Source organism: Thiomicrorhabdus sp. 6S3-12 (assembly GCF_017571475.1).
Lineage (GTDB): Bacteria > Pseudomonadota > Gammaproteobacteria > Thiomicrospirales > Thiomicrospiraceae > Thiomicrorhabdus.
Map to the genome: position 1 here is coordinate 39,238 of NZ_JAGETW010000003.1, position 15,299 is coordinate 54,536.

9 protein-coding genes are annotated in these 15,299 nt (G+C 52.2%); 4 read left to right on the plus strand and 5 right to left on the minus strand.

All coding sequences use genetic code 11. The features are described from left to right. Window positions 1-130: 130 nt before the first annotated feature. Both J3999_RS04485 and glk read left to right on the plus strand, forming a co-directional pair. On the plus strand, window positions 131-3,328 hold the full coding sequence (locus J3999_RS04485; RefSeq protein WP_208126771.1) for a glycoside hydrolase family 15 protein: 3,198 nt from the start codon (window positions 131-133) through the stop codon (window positions 3,326-3,328). Between the two features lie 51 nt (window positions 3,329-3,379). After that, window positions 3,380-4,360 carry a glucokinase gene (glk, locus tag J3999_RS04490; protein ID WP_208126772.1) on the plus strand — a complete coding sequence of 327 codons (981 nt, stop codon included), beginning with the start codon at window positions 3,380-3,382 and terminating at the stop codon, window positions 4,358-4,360. Between the two features lie 32 nt (window positions 4,361-4,392). On the opposite strand, the gene J3999_RS04495 is transcribed toward glk, so the two are convergent. The 3 genes from J3999_RS04495 to J3999_RS04505 form a co-directional block, all read right to left on the minus strand. Further along, window positions 4,393-4,845 (minus strand): cyclophilin-like fold protein, encoded by a 453-nt coding sequence (locus J3999_RS04495; protein ID WP_208126773.1) that lies wholly within the window; start codon window positions 4,843-4,845, stop codon window positions 4,393-4,395. Between the two features lie 121 nt (window positions 4,846-4,966). Then, entirely contained in the window at window positions 4,967-6,061 is a 1,095-nt protein-coding gene (locus J3999_RS04500) for an NAD(P)-dependent alcohol dehydrogenase (protein WP_208126774.1), read from the minus strand. Between the two features lie 90 nt (window positions 6,062-6,151). Further along, complete coding sequence (locus J3999_RS04505) at window positions 6,152-7,324, minus strand: carboxymuconolactone decarboxylase family protein (RefSeq protein ID WP_208126775.1); 1,173 nt, start codon at window positions 7,322-7,324, stop codon at window positions 6,152-6,154. Window positions 7,325-7,591: 267 nt separating this feature from the next. On the opposite strand from J3999_RS04505, the gene J3999_RS04510 reads away from it, so the two are divergent. Further along, window positions 7,592-8,494 carry an AraC family transcriptional regulator gene (locus J3999_RS04510; protein ID WP_208126776.1) on the plus strand — a complete coding sequence of 301 codons (903 nt, stop codon included), beginning with the start codon at window positions 7,592-7,594 and terminating at the stop codon, window positions 8,492-8,494. Between the two features lie 115 nt (window positions 8,495-8,609). Continuing rightward, complete coding sequence (locus J3999_RS04515; RefSeq protein ID WP_208126777.1) at window positions 8,610-9,680, plus strand: MBL fold metallo-hydrolase; 1,071 nt, start codon at window positions 8,610-8,612, stop codon at window positions 9,678-9,680. A 19-nt stretch (window positions 9,681-9,699) separates the two neighbouring features. On the opposite strand, the gene atzF is transcribed toward J3999_RS04515, so the two are convergent. Next, complete coding sequence (atzF, locus tag J3999_RS04520; RefSeq protein ID WP_243755312.1) at window positions 9,700-11,511, minus strand: allophanate hydrolase; 1,812 nt, start codon at window positions 11,509-11,511, stop codon at window positions 9,700-9,702. Beyond that, window positions 11,504-15,142 (minus strand): urea carboxylase, encoded by a 3,639-nt coding sequence (uca, locus tag J3999_RS04525; protein WP_208126778.1) that lies wholly within the window; start codon window positions 15,140-15,142, stop codon window positions 11,504-11,506. Before uca ends, atzF begins: the two co-directional genes overlap by 8 nt. Window positions 15,143-15,299: the final 157 nt, after the last annotated feature.

Sequence of the window (15,299 nt, forward strand, 5' to 3'; positions counted from 1 at the left end):
GCCAAGGTTACCGGCGAACGGTGAAAATATTTCGTGCTCCGCGATTTCATTCGAAACCGCCGAAAAGGAATGGAAACTGCTTCTATTCAGGGAAAGCCAAGTCCCAAAACCGAATCGACAGGGAAGTTACATGAAAAAAGACGCCCGGCAAACATTAGACCGTTACTATCAACAGGTGTCGGACATTATTCTCGCCCGACAAAATCCGATTACCGGCCTTCTGCCGGCCAGTACCGCTATCACCGCCCATGGCGACTATACCGATGCCTGGGTACGCGACAACGTCTACAGCATTCTGGCAGCCTGGGGATTGGGACTGGCCTACCGCCGGGTCGACGATACCCAAGGTCGAGCGGTGTTGCTGGAACAGAACGTCGTAAAACTGATGCGCGGCCTGTTAATTGCCATGATGAAGCAGGCGCACAAAGTTGAAGCCTTTAAATACTCCCAAGACCCACTGGATGCCCTGCATGCCAAATACGCCACTTCGACCGGCGACCCTGTCGTGGGCGATGACGAATGGGGACATCTGCAACTGGATGCAACCAGTCTTTTTCTGCTGATGCTCGCGCAAATGACCGCTTCGGGCCTGCGGATCGTCTTCTCGATGGACGAAGTGCATTTCATTCAAAATCTGGTTCACTATATCGGTCGCGCATACCGTACGCCGGATTACGGTATCTGGGAACGCGGCAATAAAATCAATCACGGTATCGCCGAGGTCAACAGCAGCTCGGTCGGCATGGCTAAAGCGGCTCTGGAGGCGATGGACGGCTTTAATTGTTTCGGCTCCGAAGGTGGCGAAAGCAGCGTGATTCACGTTATCCCGGATGAAATCGCCCGGGCACGTATTACACTGGAAGCCGCCCTGCCCTCAGAATCCCTGTCCAAAGAAGTGGACGCCGCGACGTTAAGCATCACCGGCTTTCCGGCTTTTGCCGTCGAGGACGCCGAATTGGTCGAGCAGACTCTGGATGAAGTGATTGACAAATTATCCGGCCGCTACGGCTGCAAACGCTTTCTTCGCGATGGTCATCAGGCCGCCAACGAAGACGCCAACCGCCTACACTACGAACCCGAAGAGATGAAACAGTTCGAGCACATCGAATGCGAATGGCCGCTGTTTTTCACCTATCTTCTGTTGCACTATCTGTTTACCGATCAACCCGACCAAGCCCGAGAGTACCGTGAGAAGCTCGAAGGTCTTTTGGTTGAACGGGACGGCCAGAAGCTGCTTCCGGAACTGTACTATGTCCCGCTGGATAAAATTGAAGCGGAACGGAAAAACCCTGGTTCGCAACAGCGCGAAGCTAATGAAAACGTTCCGCTGGTCTGGGCGCAGAGCTTGTATATTCTGGGCGCCCTGATTCAGGACGGCTTGCTGGATATTACCGACATTGATCCGCTTGGACGGCACAACTGCATCGGCAAAAATCTCGGCAAACAGATTCAGTTTACGCTGATCGCCGAAAACGATCAGGTCCAGAATAAATTGGATGAGTACGGACTGGTTACGCAAACGCTGCAAGAGCTCAAACCGATACAGGTTTTGCAGGCCAGTTCGCTGGCCGACGCCTTTGAATGGCTCGGGCGTTCGAAGCGTTTGGAGTTGAGCGGCCGCCCGCATCGCAACCCCAGAGGTCTGACAACTTCCTGCGTATACGAGTATGAAGGCAACCGCTTTATTTTCCAGCCGCAGTTTCTCAGCCGCCACGATTTTTATCTCACTCAGGACAACCGCATGCTGGTGCGACGTTTGAAGATGGAAATGGGCTATATCTACCGACAATGGAATTTACCCGGCCGCCCTCTGGTTGCAATGGTGGTCAACCAAACTATGCTGAGTAAAGGCGGCAGCCGGGCATTGCTCGAATTTATGGAAGAGTGTCGCCACGGCAGCTTCGATGACATTCCGGTGAAACTGGGCACTTTGAAAAACTTCCTGCCGACCTCGGCCAAACGCAGCTTGCACTATCTCGAACAGGCGCCGGGCGACAACGACGAACAACTCGCACAGGCAAAACCTTGTCTGGTGCTTCAGGCAAGCGGAGATGAAGTCGCCTCGACACTGAATATCGACACCTGTAACCAATTGAACGATGATGCACTGATCGCACAGCTGATCCACACCGGTAATCTGCAAGACCAGTTCACTCTGTTGCAGATTCTGTTCGCACGCCATAACGGCGACTTCGACAGCGGCCTGACCGATTCCGAAGGCAACCCCTGCAGCCTGCGCAAACTGATGGATGAAATCTATCTGGCCGCCGGCGAACTGAACAACTGGGACATTACCCGTCGCGCCGCAGCGTGGCTGGATAAGCACGACATCAACCTCGAAGGTGCGGTCACCGAAATTCTGGTGCGAAAAATCGCCCTGAGCGTGTCGCGCCAATACAGCAAACACTCCACCTTCAGACAACCGGCCGGCGCGGATGAGATCATCCGCATTATCAAAGAGTTCAATCCGGACGATCAGCGCGCGCAGATTCTGACTCAGGAACTGATTCTCAATCTTGGATTACTGATCCGCTCCCGACCTGAACTGCTCAGCAATATGACGCTTATCCGTACCGGTCAGCTTCTGCAGCTTCTCGCCGGCCATATTCGCCATGCCGAAACAAATTACAGCGCCAGCGATGCCATGGATCTGCTGATGACCAAGGCTCCGTTCGAAATCGCTCTGGCGCTGGAATACGTTCTGGAACACTATGCGGACGTTCAGGAAGAGCTTTATCAGCAAGAACAGATGAAGTTCGACAACAGTGACCGGGATCTGAAACTGCCTAAGTTCGAACCCAATATGGATCCGGATCAGGGTCAGGCGGACGACTGGCATCACTGGCGTAAAATCAACGGCAGTATCGGTCGCTATCCGGACGGTTTCTACGAAGGCGTCTGGGACGTCGTCAATCAGACCGCCGGTGTGATTATCGGCGATCAGTGGAATCCGAAACGTCGTCTTGACCATTCGCTCAGCGCCAATATGACTCGCGGCGAAAAGCTTTTCCAGGATAAGGTCGATCACCTGCTCAATAAAACGCCGGTACCGGAAGTCCGCCGCCTCTACTACGAAGCCCTTATGGTACTGGGCATGATTATGCGCGCGAACCCGGATCTACGCTCGAACGATGTCATGATTCTCGATGTTATTCTCGGGCACGCTGTGCGCTTACGCTGGCTATCGCAGACAGGCAACGAAATCATCGCTTATGACGGTCAACGCGAGCAGGCGTGGCAAGATTTCTACTATTGCCCGCCGCATGAGACGGCCAATGCAATCGTCAATGCTTTCCGCTTCCTGCATAAAGGCAAAAGCGAAAAATAACCTTCATCGGGAACCTTAGCCGTTCGAGATCTTTTAGAGGAGATAAACACTATGGCTCGAATTCTTGCTGGCGATGTCGGCGGTACCAAAACCGTACTCGCGCTCTACCAGAGTGACCAAGGAGAATTGACCGAAATCCGTAAGGAAACCTATGCCAGCGGACGCCATACGCGTTTTGAAGACCTGCTGCTGGAGTTTCTCGGTTCCGATGCGCAGATCGACGCAGCCACCTTTGGAATCGCCGGCCCGATTAAGTCTCAGCGTTGCATTACTACTAACCTGCCGTGGGTCATCGATGCCGCAGAAATCGCCGACGAATTGCATATCCCGCAGGTACATCTGCTCAATGATCTGGAAGCCGCCGCTTATGGCATTTTGCGACTCGACCATTTTCACGAATTAAACCCGGACGCCCGCGAGGAAACCGGACATATTGCCGTGATTGCTGCCGGTACCGGCCTCGGTGAAGCGATTCTGTTTTTCGACGGTCAGGACTACCATGCCATGCCGACCGAAGGCGGCCATTGCGAGTTCGCACCGCAAGATGCGCTGCAAGACCAGCTGCTGGTCTTTTTACGCCAACGCTTCAATGGCCATGTCAGTATGGAACGGATTCTCGCCGGCGACGGTTTCGGCAACCTGTATGACTTTCTCAAAAGCATCGACTTCGCCGAAGCCAATGCAGAACTGGAAGCGCAAATGCAGCAAACCGATCGCAATGCCGTCATCAGCCGCGCAGGCCTGCGGCAAGAAGATGCGCTGTGCAGCGAAGTGATGCGGCTTTTCTGTCGCATTTACGGTGCCGAGGCCGGTAATCTGGCCTTGAAATCTCTGCCACGCAGCGGTGTCTATATCGCCGGCGGCATCGCCCCCAAAATCCGCCCGGCACTCGAATCCGGCGGTTTTCTCGAAGGCTTTCTCGACAAGGGACGCATGACGCACGCCATCGAACACATTCCGCTGCGCATTGTCGACAACCCGGAAGCGCCGCTGCTCGGCGCTGCACACTATGCATCAAAACAAACGGGATGAGCCCTTTAAAGCTGAGTTCCCTCTAAAACGGGTCATTGTATTTTTTCAATCCGGACCCGCAGACTTTCCGACCCCGATAACAAACTGGGCGCCTCATCCATTCGACCGAGACGAATCAGACCTTTCGCATAAGGAAAGTCGCGATAAAAAATCGCCAGATTCCCCCATGGGCTGTAATAAGTGATATCACCGATTTCAGGATCGATTCCGTCGGGAGCCCCCTGAGTGGAGAGCCGGACCGGCAAATCGGCGATCTTTTCGGTACTGTGATAGTCGGACAGCGTCAATTCCAATGGCAATAGCGCCATAAAATCCCGACTGGCGGCGTTATTCTCAAGAGTGGCATTCAAAACAGCGTCACCGACAAGCAAACGTACTTTCATACTCTTCCCCATTACGACCTCCCCGGCATCCGCCACAACAAACGCCGAGTAAAATACCGGCAAAACGGCAAGAAAAAGTTTTGTAGCAAAAATTTTCAGCATTCATTTATCACCTTAATCGGCTAACAATGCAAAACCGACCGGCAGAAACTTCTGCTCGATCGGCTATCTGTTTAACAGCGGTTTTCCTGCGTTGTATCAACGCTCTGTTATTTGTGCTCTTTTAGATTGTTGCGGCATCAATCACGTAACGATAACGCGCTTTTTTATCGACCACACTCTTCCAGGCTTCATTGACCTGCTCTGCCTTTATGATCTGAATCTGCGGAAAGACTTTGTTATTCGCGCAATAATTAATCACATCCTGAGTTTCCTGCATGTCACCGATCAGTGAGACATTGAAGTTAACACGACTGATCGACAAACCAATGGCACTCAACGTCAGTTCAAACCCTTTCGGCATTCCGACCTGAGTATAAAAACCAAAAGGTCTGACCACCGAAGAGTAGGCAGCAATATCGTAATCCACCGGAATCGTGGTAATCATATAATCCAGTTTTCCTTTATAGGGTGCCAGCTTGCTCAGGTCATCGACGACAATCGCTTCCTTGGCACCGAAGCTCAGAATATCCTCGACCTTGTCCGGCGAAGTCGTGAAGGCATAGACTTCCGCCCCTTTGGAAACCGCCAGTTTGACGGCCATATGTCCCAGGCCGCCAATTCCGGCTACCCCGACCTTATCGCCTTTTTTCAGATCGAATTTCATTAGCGGCGAATAGGTGGTAATCCCGGCACACAATAGCGGTGCCGCCTGCTGATCGGAAATATTGTCCGGGATATGCACCGCAAAGTGATCCCTGACGACAATATTATTCGAGTACCCGCCTTGAGAAATCCCTGTCGGGGAACTTTTTTCAGGATAACCGTAGGTGAAAACCGTTTCAGGGCAATATTGCTCCCCTTGATCCTGACAGTGATCGCATTCCAGACAGCTGTCCACCATACAACCGACACCGGCACGATCGCCGACTTTAAACTTGGTTACGTTTTTTCCAACAGCGGCAACCACACCGACAATCTCATGCCCCGGAACCTGTGGATACTGCTGCGGCCCCCAGTGACCTTTCATCTGATGAATGTCCGAGTGACAGATACTGGCATAAGTAATATCGATCAGCACGTCATCGTCGCCGACCGGTCTGCGTTCGAACTCCCACGGAGTCAAAGTGCCGGATTCGTCGGTGGCTGCATAACCACGGGATTTGATGTTTTGAGTATTTTTTTCGTCTGCGGACGCATTGTTTGAATTCGCTAACATTAGACCTGCTCCTGCGAGTGTTGTGGTTTGAATAAATTCACGTCGAGTAATTTCTTTGCTGTTGCATTTATTGCACATGGCTTCATCCTCTTAATTTGCCGAATCTTTCACGGTTTCCTTCACGGTTTGTTGTATCGCCTGCTCAAGACGACCAGCCGCCCGTTGATTTACAAACTTGTCCAGCATGGTGCTGATCGCCTGAAGCTGTTGGAGACTCAACCCCACATTCAGCGCAATACCGATATGAGACTTAAGCTGCGGGGCGACGTTTTCCATATTGGCCAAAGCAGCAACCGTACTGAGCTCACGTTCTTGAAAATCCAGGATATTGCGCGCAAACAAGTCGCCAAACAGATGTTTCTGTAACAGCACATTGCTGTAAGGCGCGAAATCGAATAACGGACCCGTTACCGGCTTACCGACCAGTTCTGTCTGTACTTTGATTCCCTGAGCCTGGCTGTCTCCCGGCGCTACGGACGCTGCAATCTCTTTTCCGACAGGGTCGTTAACTCCTCTGGCTTTACGTTCTTCAACGACAGTCATGGTGGTCGCCAATGCATTCAGGCTGCGCGGAAAACCGGAATAAGCGTATAGATGCATCTGGATTTCTTTGATCTCATTCACGGTAAGTCCCATATCCAGACCATCGGACACGGCTTTCTTTAAACCGCTCAAGTCACCGCTGGCGGTAAAGGCTGCGACCGGAACCATTGCCTGCTGCTTCGAAGTCAATGCATCAAGAGAAACTTCCGGGGTTGTCTGCGGCTGTCGACCGGCGAAATACGCTTCATCGGACACTTTCTCTTTCCAGACGACGTTCTCACCATTCAGACTTCCAGTGATAACCAGATGCGTCATACTTTTGTCCGGCGTCGCACCATGCCAGTGGTCAAGGTCTTTCGGGCACCAGACGGTTTCACCTTTATGGAACTCGATAATTCTTCCGTCACGCGTGCCGGTCAAAGCCGTACCTTCGGTGACCACCATATGTTGTCCCGCCGGGTGCTGGTGCCATGCCGTTCTTGCCCCCGGCTGGAAAGTCACGTAGGCACCTGAATAATGAGCCGTATCGTTTGCGGGAAACAGCATGTCGACCTTAACGTCTCCGGTAAACAACTCCGCAGGACCGACAAAAGAGGCTTGAGAATTCAGCGGATAATGGATTTGCACGACTTCCGCGGCATTGGCTGAAAACCCCAGAGAAGCCAAGGCACTTTTCAGCGCAATCAGTAATATTTTCGGGTTGAAGCTTTTGATTTGCATATTGAACCTCCGATTGATACTTCCGGTTATTTTTCTGGTAGTATCACAAGTCAGAACCGACTTGAGCCCAAGAAAGTAGCCAAGGAAAGTGCGAACAAAAGTACTGCGACAAATTCACTCCTTCTTGAAGCGGTTTAAGAGTTTTTTTGCCGAACCACTCCTAAACCCTAAAAATTAATTTACAGTTTTCATCGGAATTAACGGTAGAACGATTCTCGAAAATGTCTGCCTGATTCTCCAATTCCGTACAATTAACAAGGAAATACAGTGGACATTGATCAGACCCGACACGCTTTGATTGAATACATTGGCGCTTCCTACCACGGCGAATCCAATATTCAAACCGCTTTTGAGCCTTTAAGTTTTTTTGTCAACGACAAGCCGACAGAGATGCTCTCGATCCTCTATGAACCCTCTCTATGCGTCATAGTGCAAGGGGAAAAAGAGGTCGGAATCAATAACGAGCTGATCCGCTACACGCCAGACATGTATCTTCTCGCATCGGTCCATACGCCAGCACAGGTTCGCATCACCGACGCTTCGCCTGAAAGGCCTTATATGGGGTTTACCATTACTTTCACGATGGAGCAGATTCTTGAAGTGTTGAAAGATATGGAACCGCTCGAAGAGGAGCCTGTGGAGGCACATGGCGGCCTCTATTTTGGACAGATGGAAGGCAAACTTCTGGATTCGGTTCTGCGACTGATCAACACGCTTGACTCCCCGGAAGAGGTGCGCGTTCTGGCACCGGGTCATATCCGAGAAATTCTGTATTTTTTATTAAAGGCCGAAGGTGGCAAGTTTATTCGCCAGTATATGAAGGCAGGAAATTCCGCACAAAAAGTCGTGCAGGCCATATCCCTGATAAAAGACCGCTTTACCCAGAACCTGAATGTAAAAGAATTGGCCGAAAACGTCGGGATGAGCGAGTCGTCACTGTATTCGATGTTCAAGAAAATGACCACCATGAGCCCTCTGCAGTTTCAGAAAACATTACGTCTGCAAACGGCAAAACGGTTATTAACGCTGCACAATCTTCCGGTCAATGAAACCGCCTTCAAAGTCGGTTACGAAAGCCCTTCGCAATTCAGCCGGGAGTATTCAAGGATGTATGGCTTATCCCCCAAAGCCGATGCAATGCAGGTTGCGCCAAAACAGTCGGTAAATTAATCCGCCTGCCAACTTTGGAGTATCAGGCAAATAAATCGTAGAAAGGGTTGTTCACTGTTTTTCCATTCCTGTTTATGATCACTGAATGAATATTCAAAAGAAACGGACACCTGTAATGAAAAAACTGTGCACAAGAATCCTGGCGCTGAGTCTGGCCCCCTTAGTATTGGCGGGCTGTGCGAACCGGGAAGTGAACCCGCGCTACAGCGCCTCATTTTATCAGGACGGTGTTTTTGCCAGTGCAATGGATCAGCAGAATCTGGGTTTTACCGAAACCGGCAAAATCCTTTGGGAGCTCTTCGTGCAGGATACCCAGGGGCTGGAACCCGAAAACGGGCAGATCCCGGTACGAAAGCTGAGTCGGGAGGACCTACTGGCCATGCCGGAAGGTTCCGTAGTGCGCTTTGTGCATTCGACCCTGCTGTTCCGTTTGGACAACCGTTTCGTTCTGACCGATCCGGTCTTCTCGGAACGAACCTCGCCGGTGCCTTTCTTTGGACCGAAGCGGTTTCACGAACTGCCGATCCCGCTTGACGAAATGCCGTTTATCGACATACTCATCCTGTCGCACAACCATTACGATCATCTGGATGAACCGACACTGCGCGCTCTCAAAGATAGAATCGGTCATGTGTATACCACCTTAGGCATAAAGTCTCACCTCTTGAGTCTGGGTTACGACTCATCGCAAATCACCGAACTGGACTGGTGGGAAGCGATTGAGAATGAATCCCTGAAGATTACCGCTACGCCGGCGCAGCATTTTTCCGGACGCGGGCTGTTTGACCGAAATAAAACACTCTGGGCTTCCTGGGTAATTGAGAGCGCGCAATACAATCTGTATTTTGGAGCCGATAGCGGCTACTTTGACGGTTTCAAAGAGATAGGAGAACGGCTTGGGCCTTTTGATATGACCTTTCTGGAAAACGGCGCCTACAATCAAAGATGGCGCAAAATCCATATGATGCCGGAAGAAACCGTTCAAGCGCATCTGGATCTGGGTGGAAAATGGCTATTTCCGATTCATAATGGAAGTTTCAAACTTTCCATGCATCCATGGAAAGAACCTTTTGAACGCGTCTCAAAGGCAGCAGCCGAAAAAGACGTAAAGGCAACCTTTCCGATAATGGGAGAGGTCACCTCGCTACAGGATCCGGCCGGTCAATCCGCCTGGTGGAATCAATAGCTGAAATTTGAGCGGCGAATCACTCCTCCTGCGGCCGTTGCGCCATCCAATTGCGCCAACCACCGGTTTCGGTAATTTCTTTGGCGCCTTCGATTCCGTATGGCTCACAGATAAAACCGACAACTTCGCGGCCGTCGATCAATTCGACTTTCCCTAAACCTAACGGCGACGGAATCAAGGCCTGAAAGCTGCCGAGATGCTCTTTCGGCATCGCCCAGACTTCCAGAGCGATCGATTCACCACCTTCAGCCTGTTTAACCAGTCCCGGTTTCAGAATCGGACGTTCGTTCAACTCGTAGAGGCGGTATTTCGCCGCGGTCTTGGTCTCTTCGAGTAGCTTGGCGCCGCGCGCGATCAACTGCTGATTAAGCGGAAAACCGCTTAAATGTGCGCCGACAACCGCCAAAGGAATCATCCGACTATCGGCAAAGCCGTCACTGTTCGCTGCAGGAACCGGTAATCCCTTGGCGCCGGAAGTGGATACAAACTTCCCGTGCAGCGCATCGGTTAGCTGCAAGAGCGCCTTGTCGCTGCCGGCCGGGGCAAACAGCGTCACACCGCACGGCAGTTTATCGTCACGGAAACCGGTCGGCATGGCCACCGCCGCATAATCCAGAAGGTTCATAAAATTGGTATAGGTACCGAGCATAGAGTTATGCTCGATCGGCTGTTCTTCGAGTTGCTTGATCGAATAGATCGTCGGTGTAGTCGGCGTCATCATGCAATCAATACCTGACGCCTTCCAAAGCAGCGCGGTCTTGCGCTGCGCTTGCTGCAATTTATAACTGCCTTTGTAAGCATCCGCAGCACTCAAAGAACGCGCACCGGCAATAATCGTCGCTACGGTCGGATCCATTTCCGCTTCATGCTGTTCGATAAATTCCTCGATCGCCACATAACGTTCCGCCACCCAGGCGCCGCCATACAGCAGTTTTGCGGTTTCCAGCCACTCGGCAAACGGTACTTCCACCAGCCGATAGCCTTCCGAACGCAAAGTCGCCACAGCCTGTTCGAAGTTCGCCTGCGCGGCTTTATCGCCATCAAAGATCAGACTCGCCGCATCAGGAATTCCGATCACCGGCTGTTTATTCCAGACAGGCGGGGTCAGATCACTCAATTCACGGCTGAATTCATCCGCTTCGTCAAACTGCGCCACCACATCGAATACCTGTGCCGCATCCTGCGCATTTAAAGCAAATACGCTGATGACATCCTGCGAACGCACCGCCGGGATCAATCCGCTTGCACTGAGCAGGCCTTTGGTCGGCTTTAAACCGACCAGGTTATTGAACGCCGCGGGCACACGACCCGAACCGGCAGTATCGGTTCCGAGCGAGAAACTGCACAGGTTCAACGCCAAAGCGACTGCCGACCCGGAACTGGAACCGCCGGAGATCATCTCGAAATCGAAGGCGTTATGACAGACCCCATAAGGCGAACGCGTCCCGACCAGACCGGTCGCAAACTGATCCATATTGGCTTTACCGATCGGAATGGCCCCGGCATTAATTAACAGCTCAACCACCTTGGCCGACTGCTGTGCCTTGTAGGTGTATTCGCGACAGGCCGCCGTGGTTGGAATGCCGGCCAGATCGATATTGTCCTTAATAACAAACGGCACCCCCCACAAAGGCAAACTCTGCGGATCGCTCTGCTCAAGCTTGCTCAGATATGGTTCCAAATCGCTTTCGTCGAGCAGCGTAATGAAAATATTGTGTTCTTTATAAGCCGCCGCTTTATCCAGCAGGTGCGATACGACCTGGCGTGGCGTCAGGGTTTTCTCCTGATAGGCGTTTTTCAAAGCTTCCAGGCGTAAATCGATCTCAGACATTTTCATTCTCCTCCAGTACCATCAACGCCTGTCCGGTTTGAATCAGGTCACCTTCGTTGACCAGTATTTCGGTCACGGTTCCGGCAATTTCCGCTTCGACGGCCACCTCGATTTTCATGGTTTCCAGTATGGCGATGGTATCGCCCTCTTCTACCTTATCGCCCGGTTTGACCTGCAGTTTCCAGACACTGCCGGTAATAGGCGACAAGGCGGCTTCGAAACCATCCGGCAGTTCACCCAAACCTTCACTTTGAATTTCATCCTGCGCCGTTTCGGCTTCGAAATTCGCCAGCCCGGATTCTTCCCAGTACAGACGCTCCGCCTCAAAGGCAGCACCCTGGGTCTGTTTAAATTCATCGATGCTGGAGCGATTTTCTTCCAGGAAAGCCTGATAAGCGTTCAACGACAATTCGGTCTCTTCGATGTCGATACTGAAGCGTCCCAGAGGGAAGTCCAGACGCGCCTGCGCCAGCTCTTCCTCGGAAACCGGATAGAACTGAATCTGGTCGAAGAAATCCAGCAGCCACGGTTTCTCTTCGGTAAAGAAGCGGGTGCGATGATAGGCATTCCACATCTGAATGGTACGGCCGACGAACTGGTAACCGCCCGGCCCTTCCATACCGTAAACACACATATAGGCGCCGCCGATACCGACGGCATTTTCCGGCGTCCAAGTACGCGCCGGGTTGTATTTAGTGGTCACCAGACGGTGACGCGGATCCAGCGGCGTCGCCACAGGCGCGCCCAGATACACATCACCTAGCCCCATAACCAGATATTTGGCGTCAAAAACAATACGTTTGACGTCTTCGATAGAGTCCAAACCATTAATGCGGCGAATGAATTCGATATTGCTCGGACACCATGGCGCGTTCGGACGCACTGTGGTCATATATTTCTCGATCGCCAGACGCGTGCTCGGATCGTCCCACGACAACGGCAGGCGAACAATACGGCTTTTCACCGTCAGATCCTTACCAGAAGAGATCTCTTCTTCCAGCGCGATCAGTTTATCGATCAGTTCGTTCTGAGAAATTTTTCGCGGATCATAATGCACCTGCAAGGAACGAATCCCCGGCGTCAGATCCTTCAAAAACGCCCAATCCGCTTGATTATCGCGATTCTCTTTGAGGCGCTCGAACAATACCTGAATACGGAAACGCAGCGCTAGATCCAGTTCCATTCTGCCGTATTCGATCAAGACATGACTGTCACCGGAACGGCGGTATTTAACGCCGAATTCATGCGCATCGGCTGAAACCTCGTGCGCAATGCACGACTGTTCGGTCGGCGAAGCAAGGAAAGACAGTTCCGCAACGGTCGGCGTTTGCAGTAAATCGATAGCCGCTTCCTGATCTTTCAACGCCTGCTCGGCCTGTTCAATGGTCACCGGTTTGAAACGGATCTTATCGCCCGGGCGCAACTGCCCCATCTTCCATTGTTCGGCTTCGATAATCGTCGCCGGACAGACAAAGCCTCCCAGACTCGGGCCGTCCTGCGCCAGAATCACCGGCATATCCCCGGTAAAATCGATGGCACCGATCGCATAAGGGTTATCGTGAATATTCGACGGATGAAGACCGGCTTCCCCACCGTCCTTACGCGCCCATTGCGGCTTAGGCCCGACCAGACGAATCCCGGTACGACTGGAGTTGTAATGCACTTCCCAATCGCAGCTGAAGAATTTCTCAATGTCCTCTTCGGTAAAGAAATCCGGTGTCCCCTGCGGCCCGTAGATAACGCCGATTTCGAACTCATTGCCGAAGGTCGGAATCGTCTGCTGCGGCAATGTAAGAAGTTCTTCCGGAATCGGAAGGTCAGGCACGCGCAGAACATCCCCCGCTCTAAGCAGACGGCCGCCATGACCACCGAAACCGCCCAGCGAGAAAGTCGTTTTACTGCCCATGTAATCCGGCACGTCGAAACCGCCCAATACGGCCAGATAAGCGCGCTGCCCGGCATCCTTGATTACTTTGGTTTTCAGTTGCTGGCCGGCTTGCACTTTGACCGCTTGCCACTGTGGAATCGGCTCTTTATCCAGCGTCGGTTGAACATTCGCCCCCGTAATACAGATCACCGTATCGACGTCAAAAGTCAAACCGACACCGGACACCGTCATTTCAATCGTCGCCGCATCCAACGCATTATTTAGACAACGGTTAGCCAGACGGTGCGACAACGCATCCATCGGCCCGGAAGGCGGTACACCGATATCCCAGTAACCGACGCGTCCCGGATAACTGACGATCATCGAATGCGTCCCAGGCTGCGTCACTTCCACCGTATTCGGTGTGTGCATAAAACTGTTCAGGAAATGCGTGTAAAGCCCTTCCGCCTGTCTGAACGCATCATTGCCGCACAAAGCTTCAAGATAAGCGGCATTGGTTTCAAAACCGTCGATACGGGTGTTTTCCAGAGCGGCTTGCATGCGAGTCACCGCATCTTCGCGATCCGCCCCTTTGACAATGATCTTCGCCAGCATTGGGTCATAGAATGAACTGACCTCGACGCCGCGTTCGCACCAGGTATCGACACGACAGTCTTCTGGCATTTCCCAACCGGTCAACTTACCGGTACTCGGCTGGAAATTCTTAAATGGGTCCTCGGCATAGACACGTACTTCAATCGCGTGTCCCTGCGCAGCCGGAATCTGCTCGGCGGAAAGCGGTAAGGTTTCATCGTAAGCAACGCGAATCATCCATTCGACCAGATCAACGCCACGCACCGCTTCGGTAATACCATGTTCGACCTGAAGACGTGTATTCACTTCCAGGAAGTAATACGCCTGCTGATCCGCGTCGTACACATATTCGACCGTTCCGGCAGATTTATAATCGACTACCTTTCCGAGCCTGACCGCATGCGCTTCCATTTCCGCGACCTGTTCGCGGCTGATGCCGACGGCCGGCGTCTCTTCGACTACCTTCTGGTTTCGGCGCTGCAGTGAACAGTCGCGCTCACCGAAGGACACAACTTCACCGCGTCCGTCACCGAAAATCTGAATTTCGATATGACGCGCATTAACGACAAATTTCTCAAGAAACAGTCCCGACTGACCGAAAGAGTTCTGACTGAGACGTTCGACCTGTTCGTAGGCGTCACTCAGTTCCTGCGCATTATTACAGCGCTGCATACCGATTCCTCCGCCCCCGGCGGTACTTTTCAGCATGACCGGATAACCGATCTGTTCCGCTTCTTGCAAGGCATGCTCAATCGAATCCAGCAGACCGGAACCCGGCAGAAGCGGTACACCGGCCTGAATCGCCAGTTCGCGTGCCGTATGTTTCAAACCGAAATCACGGATATGCTCCGCACGCGGTCCGATAAAACGGATACCGACGGCTTCACAGGCATCCGCAAAACCGGTATTTTCACTCAGGAAACCGTAACCGGGATGCACCGCTTCCACGCCCAAACGCTGCGCCTCTTCAAGGATAAACGGCACATTCAAATAGGTCTCGGTGGCCACATTGCCCGGCAGAAAAATCACTTCGTCCGCCTCGCGTACATGAAGCGATGCGCGATCGGCATCGGATGCCAGCACCACAGACTGAATATTCATCTGTTTCAGAGTGCGGATAATGCGAGTGGCGATGGCGCCACGGTTGGCAATGAGTACTTTGTTAAACATTGAGTGTCCTTTTTTCGGATCGTTCCGAGGCAATTTATTTCAACTAGGTCGTCCTAGATTTTTTGTTATTCAGTGTCTGTTTTGTCTTGTGAGAGTCTTCTTAATTGGCTATCGCTCTCTAGCCTTTAAATTGTTAGTAGTGGTTCAAATGCAAGGC